Raw genomic sequence first — 11,668 nt, 5'->3', positions numbered from 1 at the left:
GGGGGGCAGGGGAGGTTGAATACCATTTTGACTTCTGAATTTTCAATGGCTATTGCTGCTGTAGTTCGGTAACTTGCTCCTCTAACACTTGCACTCGTTCCTTAAGTTCGATAATTAGTGTAGCGAGACGGTCAAACATCGGATCGGATGACAAAATTTGCCGATTTGCTCTGGGGGAAACTGGGGGAACTGGGAGATTGGGAGTGCGGTTTTGGGTGGATGTTCGCCCACTCAAGGATGATAGCTGAGACTCAATGCGGTTGATTTGCGATCGCAGTTGGAAATTTTCAGCTTCTAGGCGGGAGAGGCGAGATTCTATGGCGGCTGTTGATTGAGCTAGGGTGATGCGAGGTAGTATCGCAACTGTCAAAATTAAGGACAGGCAGATTATGATGATTTTTTTTAACATTACTTTAAAGCGACGGGGGGAATCCCACTTTCTATGCTGCCAAATTTGACAGCCAAGCGTGTGTTTCTTTGGGCGCATTCAGATGCACAACTCTGAGATGGCTATATTCGGGTAGTCAATTCTGAATACTTTTAAATAAAATTCCTAGAATCTTATCCACATCTTTAATATAGTAATTACTCAAATCAATAAACACCTCAGAACCCTCTAATTTTAGAAACCTCCAAATATCTCCTGTCGTCACCGCTCCGTAAATCGTCTTAATATCATTTCCTTCCTGCTGATTAAATAACTGTGCTGCCAACATCGCCGCCGCACACTGCCCCAATCCGCCTTTAATATTCTCATTTTTAGCTTCTACAACAATCGCTACCGGAGCATTAATTGTTAGTTGCTCCTTAGAACGACTAATAATAAAATCACAATAGCCATTCAACCCTTTTTCAAAATCAACATTAAAGTCTGAACCGGAGAATAAAGCAATTTGATAGTTTGCCCTTCTTCTTACCTCCAATAACATCGGCGTAATAATCATTTCCGACCGAGCTTTTTCTGTATTAATCGCCAGAGCCAGCTCAACCGTTTCCTCTAAAGTAGTGGCTAAAGGCTCACTTGGCTGTAAAGCGTCTACAGTGGCAAATAAATCAGATTCTTCATCAATATGTAAGTTAAACGCCTTCTTAAATTTACTTAACGTAGTAAAGTCACTATAAGCCATTTGCCTATCCTTGCTTGTCATTGACTGACAAATTTTTCGATTACCAACCCCATCTGCCAGGGAATCAATTCCCACAGCGAATAGCTCAACTCCTCTTCAGGGGACTAATTATTAAGTAAAGCTTTTAGTCCATTTTAATTTTCAATATACTCCGGTCGCAGATAATTCTGAACACGACCCGCATGACAAATTATTTTTCACTGAACACCTACCGGAGCAGCAAAAACATACTTTAAAAAAATTACTGATAGATGGGGGCGGTGGGACTTGAACCCACACGACCTTTTACGGTCAACGGATTTTCATTCTCCCTGTAGCTTTCGCCACTACCAGAACTGGCATTTGAGAATTGGACTCTCCCTTTACCCTCGGCTTCACGTTAGGGTAGCTCCCGTCGAGTCTCTGCACCTTCCGAGATTTTCTTCCCGGCTTGGCTCAGGATTGCCCTATCTGTTGCCAGACTTAGGTTTCCCTGAATTTGAGAGCATCCACTTGATAGATTTCTCCATCAAGGCTCAATTTACTTAAGTCCGTAGCGTCTACCATTCCGCCACGCCCCCAGATTGAGTTGCGGTTCAGCTTTGGAATTTTTCCAGAGCCACTCTATTATACCTATTGCATCACTAAATAGGACTTATCGGCAACTAAGAAATTGGGGAACTCGGTCAAGGTAAGATAGTAGGGTCGAGCTGACACCCATCGGGTGTTACTCACCACCTTGTCGATTCGTTTCCCCAACTCTAAACGATGGTTGTTGCACTGCTATATCTAGCTCTGGGCGGACTTTACCTTTTAGTCATTCCTCTGGCAATTTATTTTTACCTGCAAAAGCGGTGGTACATTGCCAGCTCCGTTGAGCGCCTTGTCCTGTACTTCCTGGTATTCTTCTTCTTCCCAGGTTTGCTGCTCTTCAGTCCCTTTTTGAACTTTCGCCTCAAGAGACGCCAAGTTCAGGGATAAGGGGTATGGAACTTGAGATTACTAAAGTTGCCCAAAACGTCTAAACTCCCAATCCCATCTCTCAAATCAGAGCGGCTAGGTTGTTGCTAAATGCGAAAAATTGATGCAGTCGGGATTGCCATTGGTGTCTTTGCCGCTGGTGGTATTGTCTATATAATTCTACAGATAGCGGGTCTGGATAGCCTACAGGCAGGAATCTGGAGTCAAGCGCTATTAGTCAGTGGCTTGCTCGGTTGGGTGCTAACCTATCTATTTCGAGCCGCGACGAAAAATATGACGTACAACCAGCAAGTAAAGGACTACGAAGACGCTGTGTTGCAAAAGCGTCTTGAATCCTTGACACCGGAAGAACTCGCCCAATTGCAAGCGGAAATCGAACAGGAGAAACGTTCTGAAGCAGCAGATCGATAGTAAGCTGACAAAGGTTTTGGTCATCGGTTCTTAGCAAATGACCAATGACTAATGACAAATGACTAATGACTAATGACCAAAATTTCCCATTGCCTCCAGTCCTTACGCCAGCGCTCTCAATGCGCCCTAATTCCCTTCATTACGGCTGGCGATCCCGATTTAGCGACGACCGCTCAAGCCCTGTTCGTCCTTGACAAATCCGGTGCAGATGTGATAGAGCTAGGCGTCCCCTACTCCGATCCCCTAGCCGATGGTCCTATGATTCAAGCCGCTGCGACTAGAGCCTTGCAGCGAGGGGTAAAGTTGGATGATGTTTTAGCGATCGCACAGGACGTTACCCCAGATCTAAACGCGCCGATTATTCTGTTTAACTACTACAATCCCATCCTCAACCGAGGCATCGAATTATTTTTAAAACAAATAGCTGCGGCTGGGGTTCAGGGACTAGTTGTGCCAGACTTGCCTTTAGAAGAAGCTGAATCCTTAATGAAGCCAGCGGCAGATATTGGGATTGAAGTGGTGTTACTTGTTGCCCCCACCAGTCCGAAAGAACGAATTCAAGCGATCGCTAAACATTCTCAGGGCTTCATCTACTTAGTCAGCGTCACGGGTGTCACGGGGATGAGAAACCAACTAGCATCCCAAATTCCCGATTTACTCCAACAGATACGGACAGAAACCGACAAACCGATTGGGGTTGGCTTCGGCATCTCCCAACCCGAACAAGCCCGACAAGTGAAAAATTGGGGAGCTGATGCAGTGATTGTCGGCAGTGCCTTCGTGAAACGCTTGGCAGAAGGGACGCCAGATGAAGGATTGAAAGCGATTGGAGAGTTTTGCCAGAATTTGAAATCAGCAATTAGAGATTAGCTTTAGAGAACTCCAAAAAATAAATTATTCCCTAGGACAGGCAAGATGCCTGTCCCTGGTAAGTATTAGTTTAAGGTGTCAAACCAGAGAAAAGTTTTTCCCAGTCAGAAGAGCGATCGCTATTATCTGCCTCTTTCACTTCAAAGGTGACATTAGAAGCCAGGGGTTGCTCTAACGCCTGCACGCAAAGTTCAGCAATATCCTCTCGACTCACCTTACCCCGAATATTGTCCCCCTGCTCGAACACCAAACCTTTGCTCCCCGGTTCTTCAGTCAAGGCACAGGGTCGAATGATAGTGTAAGGAAGCCCACTCTCGCGCACGGCATCTTCTCCCCGCAACTTCCAAGTCAAAATGCCTCCGAGTTGGTCGTTCATCCGCACCGCTGGCGGTTCATCCTCCAAGTTGATCCCCGGACGCCCCGGACGAGTCACGCCAGCGGAACTGATCATCATAAATTGTGGCAAGATAGCTCCACCATAAGCTTTGATGGTTTCCACCTGCAAGGCAAATCCTCCGGGTTGAAAATGCGGGTTCAATGCGCCATCGTACTCAAATTTACTCAGCATCAATTGCACGGCGTAAATGTGACTGGAATCGAAGGGTTCGGCATCCTGTAAAGTTTTGGCGCGAAACACAGGAATTAAGTCATCAAAGGGAATGCGCACATTAATCCAGTGATCTTTCTGAGTATCAAAGGAAAAACAATAAGAAATGCCATCCCATCTGGCTTCCGTGCGGAGAATGAATTTGTAGCGCTGTCCATCGCCTTTTACTCGCAGTTCGATCCCCTCGTACCCAGCCAAATTAACCGATGGGTCGAAGTTTCGAGTGCGCACCGACGCAAAACCACCAGAGTTTGCTGTTGATACATTACCGCTAAAGAGGGCTGCATTCTCAATCAAGCGGATTGAACTCTCACTAACACCACCCATCACCACGTCATCTACAGCGCCCCAGGTTTCTTTCAAATTCTCAGATGGATTTTTGAAGTCAAAGAGGAGTTGTTTTCCCGGTTCCAGATGGTTGGCAGCAACTTGCACCAAGTTTTTGATACCCTGATAGTCTACAATTTCGGGGCTATCCACAACTTCTGGCATATAAAATTTGATACCTTGATAGTATTTTTCACGGGTGGGAGTGTCTCCTTCTACAGGTTGCACTCGCACCCCAGTGCAACAGATTACCGCAGAGACGCTATCCATGAGTGCAGGAGTCAAGGTTTCTGGGATAGTAATATCGGCATCAAATAGTTCCACCTTTTCACCCAGCATCTCCCGCCCTCTATGGGTATCTCTCACGAGGGCGCGTACCCGATAATCCCGCTCTAGCAGACGCTGCACGACTCGCTTGCCAACTCCACCCGTTGCTCCGGCGACGAGTATAACTCCCACTCGTTTTCCTCCACCCAAATTTGGTTGTTCGTTCTTTTCACGACCTGAAAATAGCCGCTGCAAACAGCTAATGAAAGGGATTGCCTCGAAGTAGGTCAAGGTTTTTACAAATCTGCCAGCGTCCCATGGAGCGCTATTTTTGTCAGTCATCATCCCCTCCTTTAGCGTTTTCTTCAGTGTATCGAACTCGCTCGAGGGCAGCTTTTGGGCAAAGGGGAAAGGAATTCCTAGTAAAGTGAGTACTATTGACTGATGATTAATGTACAAATGTGCTATGGCATATCTGTATTGACTCGTTAGCGTTAGCGCTAGCGGAGTGCAGTCCAATCTCACCTATATTCAGTCGTAGGATGAGTTCAGTCTCCTGTAGCGAAGTTTTTCTCAGAGTTATTTCAACCGTGAGTTCTAAGAATCTGCCAGAAACAACTGCCCATGTTCGGATTACGCGGCACTCCTGGCAACAGGGAAAAATTGAAGGGGAAGTCCAAGCAGCAGATTATCAGTGGAAGTTTCAGTGGTGCTTCCGCCAAGGTAATTTGTCTGTTAGACCTTCCTTGGGACGCGCCTTGATTCAGGAACCCCTCGGTCGATTTTTAGAGCGGTGTGATTATCAACTAGAACCAGGTGGGGATTATGCGTTTACGATTCGGGCACAATTTTGACACTCCTCAGTCCTTTGTCGAAGTGAAGAACGAGGCTTTAGACCCAATTTTTCGGTAAGAATTAGGAAGTAGAATGTTTTAAGTAGCGCTCGATTAGTAAGATGGCAACGATATCATCAATGGGTCGAGGGGGTTGGCGCATTCCTTGGGGAATGAGGCGCTGGAGTCCTTTGGGGGGATACATTTGCCAGTAGCGATCGCGTGCTTCTAATGTGCTGTAACGTTCATCGACTAAAATAATCGGTACGGTTATGGGTAAGTCGCTGCTGATTTTTTGTTTCCAGCTCTTAGCAGTGGTTTGATTGCCCATTACAATGGTTTCTATGGGAAATTGCTTCCACAGGTTTTGCATTGTAGCGATCGCCTCACCTGATGGCACAACCTGATGGTAGAGTAGCTGCTGCTCTTTTCCGATCACAGCTAAACCACATTTATCACGTCCTGGATCGAAACCTAAAATCATTTCACCCTAGCTCAATTCAGGTGCTGAAAATAACTCGTCCATTTTGAGTAACGACTAGCTGTATCTTCAACGGACCAGCGGCATAGGTTTCCTCTTGGGCTACAGCTTTTATCTCTAAGGGTACATCATACTCTTCCAACTGCTCAATAAAACGCACAATTGGGGCAGGGCTACCATCTCCAACTTGGATTTTACCCAAAACCCCAGCGCGACGAGCACGAAACTGGGAAGCGGCTAGCAGTTGATCGATCCGTTGCTGGACTTGTTCATCTGTCATGATAGTCGTATCAGTAGAGATGGCAGCCAGGATATCGCCTTCTTCAAAGACGACTTGATTGACAGCCGCATCCGCAAAAACTTGAATCGGTTTTTCTCCAACCACATAGTTAGCCGCTGAGAGAATTCGGATCACGTAGTCTTGCCCGTCTTTAATTTGATTGATTAACTGATTTGCTTGTGTTTCGGTAATTTGCACCAGTGGTTCTTGGAACTCAGTGTTACGAGGCTGAATAACTTCACTAGCTGTGCGATTTGCTTCCCGCAGCAGTTGATCGATGGCTTGAGTCGCTGCTGAAGGTTCAACAATGCGCACTACTCCAAAGGCTAGCACTTGACCCCGTAAAAGAGCGACATTGCCTTGACGCAGAGCTTGATAATTCTGGTAATACTGTTCTAGAACTTCGACTTGCCGTTCTAAAAAAGCCAGTTGCTTTTCTCGTTCCGTGAGTTCTTGTTCAAGTTCTAACAGGCGGCTTTCCCGCTGGGTAACTGCATCTTTGAGACGAATTTCCCGTTGAGCGATCTCGGCGATGACTTCGTCTTTTTGAGCAAGTTGCTGCTCTTTTTCTGTGAGTTGCTGGTTTTTTTGAGCAAGTTGCTGCTCTTTTTCTGTGAGTTGCTGGTTTTTTTGAGCAAGTTGCTGCTCTTTTTCTGTGAGTTGCTGGTTTTTTTGAGCGAGTTGCTGGTTTTTTGCCTCAAGTTCTTGATCGCGCTGAACGACTATTTCCCTGATTTGGGCAATTTCCTGCTTAAGTTGCTCTCGCTCTTTCAGCAGTTCCTGGCGCTCGGTTAAAAGCGACTTAATTTCCGAGCGCAAAACGGTAGCCTGTCTAGAAACATCCTTCAGTTGAGCTTGAGCCTCCTGAAAATCGCGATTAATCGCATCAAGACGTTTCTCAACGGTTTTTTGCTCGGTTCTCGTTTTTGCTAACTCCCCTTCTACTTGAGCTTTTTCAGCGTCAATGCTCTCGACTTCAGCGCGAGTGTGTCTGAGTGTTTTGAGAATATTGTCCAGTTGAAACACCCCTTCCCGCAGTGATTCGCTCAAGCCAAATAAAATTCCTAGTGTGGAGGCAGAAATCAGACAACCGGTGATGATTGTAACGACGGTGGCTGTTTTGCGAGGACGGAGGTTGAATAAACTCAGCCTTGCCTTGCCCACTTTCGTACCAATGCGATCGCCTAAGGTTGCGAGTACTCCCCCCAACAGTAAAATTGCCACAATCAGGATGTAAGCGCTGGTCATCACTTGTGATGAGTGTATCCAGATACAGCCTATCTCATGGATGACTCTTAGATTGTCCTTTATCCTTTGTCCTTTGTCGTTCGTCCTTGAGATCGACCCATAATCAATGCTTCATAACTCTTTAGGTAAACTGCTGACTTAAAACGACTGGATTGTGAACGGTAATTTTTTTCTTGTGAATTGAAATCATTCTCTCTGCCCGCAAGTCTCCTAACAAACGGGTTACAGTGACTCGTGTCGAGCCAATGGCTTCTGCTATAGCTTGATGGGAAAGTTTCAAATCGATGGTAATTCCCTCACTTGTGGGTAAGCCAAAATCGCGGCAGAGAATTAACAAAAAACTGACCAATCGAGAACCCATGTCTCGGTGAGCCAAGGTTTCAATCATCATTTCAGTTTGCAAAATCCGAGATGACAGTCCCTGTAGCATCAACATCGAGAGTTCTGAGTCATTTTTGAGGGCTTGCTCAACTTGGTCAATGGGTGCTGAGAGCAGTTCTACAGGGGTAAAGGCAACGGCGTGGTAAAACCGATCTGAGCGATGACCGGTAATCAGGGAAAGTACCCCAAAAACACTATTTTCTCGCAACAGGGCTACCGTAATTTCTTCGCCTGCCTCGTAAACTCTAGAAAGTTTAACAGCTCCCTTCATCAAAAAGTAAACCCGTTCCGCCGGATCTCCTGGGAAAAAAATTGTCTTCCCCCGCTCAAATGTTTCAACAACCGGTGGAAACGATCCACCACCTATCTGACGGAACACAGCAGCTAGCGGTCTATCTTGGGTCACGACCATATCCATTACTCTCAGCCAACGTCTTGCCGACTTGGGATTAGTTCATTATCGGTGAAGCTTGAAACTTACGAACCGATTCTGAGACAAATTTCTAAATGTATTCAAGAATACTTAAGATGAGTCCCAGATATTTTTTGTACTAATTGTTACATAATTGTTGAGGTGTTAGCGGACATCTAGCCCATTTAGTTGACAACTGACCATTTGGGGTCATAATACAACGCAACATCGCTCTTGGCGATCGCTTGTTGAGTGATCTGACCATCTCATTGCTCTTAAGATACGATATTATGCTGAATTTGACTGGAAAAAACGCCCTAGTCACTGGAATTGCCAACAATCGCTCCATTGCCTGGGGAATTGCCCAGCAGTTACACGCGGCAGGTGCCAATTTGGGGGTGACTTACCTCCCCGACGACAAGGGACGCTATGAGAAAAAGGTAAGAGAACTGGTAGAACCCCTCCAACCCAGTATCTTTTTACCCTGTAACGTCCAGGATGATGCCCAAATTGACACGACATTCGAGGCAATTGACAAACAGTGGGATAAAATCGATATCTTGATTCATTGTCTTGCCTTTGCTGATAAGGAAGATTTGTCAGGAGATTTTAGCAATACGTCCCGGCAGGGTTTTACCACTGCCCTAGAAATCAGTACCTATTCCCTAACTCGACTGGCAGCAGCAGCGAAGCCCCTCATGAAAGAAGGGGGTAGTATTGTCACCCTCACCTATTTAGGAGGAGTCAAGGTGATCCCCAATTACAATGTGATGGGAATTGCCAAGGCGGGGCTGGAAATGAGTGTCCGTTATCTGGCATCGGAATTGGGATCAAGCAATATTCGGGTCAATGGTATCTCCGCAGGTCCCATTCGTACCTTAGCTTCCTCTGCTGTTGGCGGCATTTTAGACATGATTCATCATGTCGAACAAGTGGCACCCTTGAGACGGACTGTTACCCAGATTGAAGTGGGAAATGCAGCGACATTTTTGTGCAGCGATCTTGCTAGCGGCATTACCGGTCAAGTTTTATACGTCGATGCTGGCTACGAAATTATGGGGATGTAGTTCAAACCTCAGAAACTAAAAAAAATAGGGGCATTGCCCCTATTTTCTAAAACCATTACCCGGACAAAATCATAAACGAGCACGGAGGGATTTGAACCCCCGACACCCAGAACCGGAATCTGGTGCTCTATCCCCTGAGCTACGTGCCCATATTCGTGGTAACTATAATAACACACCATCAAGACTTATAGTATAGCTTGAGCGGATGGTTGCCCAGATTAATCAGATTCCCGACACCATAACCCGATGACATCGACACCGACTGCCATATCGCGGTTAAAATCTCCTGAATTTGCTCCTCCATCGCTGCTGTAGAAGCAAACGGAGTTAGGCTTGCCAAAAGTTCTGAAGTGCCAACTTCATTTATCTACCTTAAGCGATTTCAGCAATTGCTTTGGGCGAAATAGCTGGATGCCTTGATAGAGATCGGGATAGTGGATAAATATATAGTGTTCGTACTTGTACCAGTGCATTTCACCTTTTTTTCGATTGCAGCTACGGCAGATTACCCACAGATTTCTAAAGTCTAAAGATAGCCAAGGGTATTGAGCGCGGGGAAGTTTATGATCGATGGTTCTTCCACCAACATCAGCAAATCGACTACCACAAACTGGACAATGCCAATCTGAGTTGTCTCTAACCCAGTCTTTACTTTCTTGAGTCGTGCCGCATTCAACGTCACCATTGACATAGCGCCAGTGATCAAACTCGCGATAGTCTTCAAAATCTTGGCTAGTCAGTTTGTGATAGCGCCTGTTGCCAACCTTATCGGCTAGTTTAAAAAGGTCTTCTAGCTTTTTATCATGGAGATTCATGGTCTATTCTGTTGATAGTAAATTTAACGATTTTTCTGGCGATATTGTCTTGCTTTTGCCTGGGAACGAGAAGTCTGGCTGTAATCAATCAATTCAAATTCCGTTTCTGGAAATTGCTGGTCAACTAAGTCTGATATCTCGCTCACTTCAACAGCCATTTGTTGATTAAAGGATTCTATTTCTTCACGAGTTTGATATTTTTGACCGATGTGATCGGCTTCTAAGAATAAGTCTTCTAACGTTGGTTCATCATCCACGTCAGGCTGAGCCAATAACTCATTAATTTTTTGATAAAGCCGAATAACATTATCCCAGCCAACGTTTTTATAGTCGTTTTCTCTTAGCCAGATTTGATGGATTTTCGGTAGCTTACTCCTACGGATTGAATTCGAGCGCTGGACTTTGCGATAGCCCATGCCGCTAAATGTGCAAATTTGGCGTTTTCGGTTTGCCATAATGATTTGCTCCTACCCTAACGTCCACCGAAACAGTCTGATCAAAGCCTTGCGAATCTCGCTGTCTTCATATTCCAACAGCATCTTGGTATCTCTGGCTAACCGCAGTCGAATTTGGTCAACAATATTCTTTAAGTCTTTGTTATCTTTTTTGAGTTGTTCGTTAGCATCAACCAACTCATCGTTGCGACTAGTTAGACTCTGTATTTTGCTCGATAATGTCTTATTCTCAGCCGATAACTCCTGAATTTGGGCTTCCAGTTCTTGCTGCTCCTGGGAAAGCTGCCCCCTGCGATCGCCCAGTGACGTATTCGATTTTTCTAGCTCTGCGATCTCCTGCTCTAACTTTTCATGATCTGCCTGGAGAGATTTGAGATTTTTCTGTGCTTGACTGCGCTGCTGACCAAAGTTGCGATTATTTCGGCTGAGTTCTTCATTTTTGGCAATGAATGACTCAACCAGCTTGAGGGCGCTAGGTTGACCTTGTAGCAGGGTTAACAACTCCTCACACTCTACCGCAGACAGAGACTGGGTAATATTCTTATTGATGCCGTATTTGGCTTTGAGTGTGTCTTGAAAATCACTCTTTGTTGGCATTCACCTTCTCCTTAGGAGGCTTCCTTTTTTAGTATGCCCCAAGGTGATAGCTGTAATCAGGATAACGTGCCGATCACAAACTTTGCTCAACCAAATAGCGCTTAAACTGCACTCCCTGACGCTCCACCATCTCAGTGTCGTAGATGTGAAAGCTAACTTTTTTAAACAAACCTAAGCTAAATTCACTCGCTTCTGCATATAGCATTTTTACTGGAGATGTAAATAAGCAGCCCTATATTTATGTACACCCATGCGTTTAAGTTTCTGTCCTTGAAAGGTGGAGATACTATAAGCAAAAGATATTAGTAAAATTAGAGATATTAAGCCATTGCCATCAACATTTGTATTCTCTAATTGATAGCCACCACTTTTTAAATCCCGAAACATTTGCTCGATGTTAAAGCCCACATTCCGCACTTCAAAATGTAGTATAACTGAAGTATGAAGGGCGCTCGCTAAAACGAGGTATTGGCTGAGTAAAAATACTTAGTTAATTAACGGAGCCAAGATTTGACTCAATGAATCAACAG

At 45.3% G+C, this 11,668-nt stretch carries 16 protein-coding genes, 1 tRNA gene and 1 pseudogene; 5 read left to right on the top strand and 13 right to left on the bottom strand.

Annotated features, from left to right (window positions below; all coding sequences use genetic code 11):
• Positions 1-49: 49 nt before the first annotated feature.
• Entirely contained in the window at positions 50-370 is a 321-nt protein-coding gene (locus IQ257_RS26910) for a hypothetical protein (protein WP_228061062.1), read from the bottom strand.
• Between the two features lie 154 nt (positions 371-524).
• On the bottom strand, positions 525-1,127 hold the full coding sequence (locus IQ257_RS26905) for a hypothetical protein (protein WP_193880383.1): 603 nt from the start codon (positions 1,125-1,127) through the stop codon (positions 525-527).
• 747 nt (positions 1,128-1,874) lie between these two features.
• On the opposite strand from IQ257_RS26905, the gene ndhL reads away from it, so the two are divergent.
• The 3 genes from ndhL (at position 1,875) to trpA (ending at position 3,368) form a co-directional block, all read left to right on the top strand.
• Positions 1,875-2,087, top strand: coding sequence for an NAD(P)H-quinone oxidoreductase subunit L (gene ndhL, locus IQ257_RS26900; RefSeq protein ID WP_193880375.1), 213 nt, complete (start codon positions 1,875-1,877; stop codon positions 2,085-2,087).
• A 90-nt stretch (positions 2,088-2,177) separates the two neighbouring features.
• Positions 2,178-2,498, top strand: a complete 321-nt coding sequence (locus tag IQ257_RS26895) for a DUF3007 family protein (RefSeq protein WP_193880372.1) — start codon at positions 2,178-2,180, stop codon at positions 2,496-2,498.
• A gap of 72 nt (positions 2,499-2,570) precedes the next feature.
• Entirely contained in the window at positions 2,571-3,368 is a 798-nt protein-coding gene (gene trpA / locus IQ257_RS26890) for a tryptophan synthase subunit alpha (protein ID WP_193880369.1), read from the top strand.
• Between the two features lie 70 nt (positions 3,369-3,438).
• Here the strand turns inward: trpA and IQ257_RS26885 are convergent, their stop codons facing one another.
• On the bottom strand, positions 3,439-4,911 hold the full coding sequence (locus IQ257_RS26885) for a CIA30 family protein (RefSeq protein WP_193880381.1): 1,473 nt from the start codon (positions 4,909-4,911) through the stop codon (positions 3,439-3,441).
• A gap of 248 nt (positions 4,912-5,159) precedes the next feature.
• Between IQ257_RS26885 and IQ257_RS26880 the strand changes: the two genes are divergently transcribed.
• Positions 5,160-5,423 carry a DUF3146 family protein gene (locus IQ257_RS26880; RefSeq protein ID WP_193880365.1) on the top strand — a complete coding sequence of 88 codons (264 nt, stop codon included), beginning with the start codon at positions 5,160-5,162 and terminating at the stop codon, positions 5,421-5,423.
• Positions 5,424-5,484: 61 nt separating this feature from the next.
• Here IQ257_RS26880 and ruvX read toward each other — a convergent pair whose 3' ends face one another.
• From ruvX to ntcA, 3 genes are all read right to left on the bottom strand, one after another.
• A complete protein-coding gene (ruvX, locus tag IQ257_RS26875; protein ID WP_193880362.1) occupies positions 5,485-5,886 on the bottom strand; it encodes a Holliday junction resolvase RuvX in 402 nt (133 codons plus the stop codon).
• Between the two features lie 16 nt (positions 5,887-5,902).
• Entirely contained in the window at positions 5,903-7,411 is a 1,509-nt protein-coding gene (locus IQ257_RS26870) for a DUF3084 domain-containing protein (protein ID WP_193880359.1), read from the bottom strand.
• A 121-nt stretch (positions 7,412-7,532) separates the two neighbouring features.
• Positions 7,533-8,204: a global nitrogen regulator NtcA gene (ntcA, locus tag IQ257_RS26865; RefSeq protein ID WP_193880356.1), complete on the bottom strand. Its 672-nt coding sequence runs from the start codon at positions 8,202-8,204 to the stop codon at positions 7,533-7,535.
• Between the two features lie 290 nt (positions 8,205-8,494).
• On the opposite strand from ntcA, the gene fabI reads away from it, so the two are divergent.
• Positions 8,495-9,271, top strand: a complete 777-nt coding sequence (gene fabI, locus IQ257_RS26860) for an enoyl-ACP reductase FabI (protein ID WP_193880353.1) — start codon at positions 8,495-8,497, stop codon at positions 9,269-9,271.
• Between the two features lie 76 nt (positions 9,272-9,347).
• On the opposite strand, the gene IQ257_RS26855 is transcribed toward fabI, so the two are convergent.
• The 7 genes and pseudogenes from IQ257_RS26855 to IQ257_RS30415 all read right to left on the bottom strand — a co-directional run.
• Positions 9,348-9,420 (bottom strand) — tRNA-Arg (locus IQ257_RS26855).
• Between the two features lie 29 nt (positions 9,421-9,449).
• Positions 9,450-9,611, bottom strand: coding sequence for a hypothetical protein (locus tag IQ257_RS26850; protein WP_193880348.1), 162 nt, complete (start codon positions 9,609-9,611; stop codon positions 9,450-9,452).
• Between the two features lie 19 nt (positions 9,612-9,630).
• Positions 9,631-10,086, bottom strand: coding sequence for an HNH endonuclease (locus IQ257_RS26845; protein WP_193880345.1), 456 nt, complete (start codon positions 10,084-10,086; stop codon positions 9,631-9,633).
• A 23-nt stretch (positions 10,087-10,109) separates the two neighbouring features.
• Positions 10,110-10,541, bottom strand: coding sequence for a hypothetical protein (locus IQ257_RS26840; protein ID WP_193880342.1), 432 nt, complete (start codon positions 10,539-10,541; stop codon positions 10,110-10,112).
• 12 nt (positions 10,542-10,553) lie between these two features.
• Positions 10,554-11,138 carry a hypothetical protein gene (locus IQ257_RS26835; protein ID WP_193880339.1) on the bottom strand — a complete coding sequence of 195 codons (585 nt, stop codon included), beginning with the start codon at positions 11,136-11,138 and terminating at the stop codon, positions 10,554-10,556.
• A 73-nt stretch (positions 11,139-11,211) separates the two neighbouring features.
• Positions 11,212-11,343 carry a hypothetical protein gene (locus IQ257_RS30920; protein ID WP_265584584.1) on the bottom strand — a complete coding sequence of 44 codons (132 nt, stop codon included), beginning with the start codon at positions 11,341-11,343 and terminating at the stop codon, positions 11,212-11,214.
• A 29-nt stretch (positions 11,344-11,372) separates the two neighbouring features.
• Positions 11,373-11,540, bottom strand: a pseudogene (locus IQ257_RS30415) (IS4 family transposase); the annotation flags it as partial.
• Between the last annotated feature and the right edge of the window lie 128 nt (positions 11,541-11,668).

This window comes from Coleofasciculus sp. LEGE 07092, assembly GCF_015207375.1.
GTDB lineage: Bacteria > Cyanobacteriota > Cyanobacteriia > Cyanobacteriales > Coleofasciculaceae > LEGE-07092.
The sequence above is the reverse complement of the archived record's forward strand: the minus strand, read 5'-3'. Positions and strand labels throughout refer to the sequence as shown.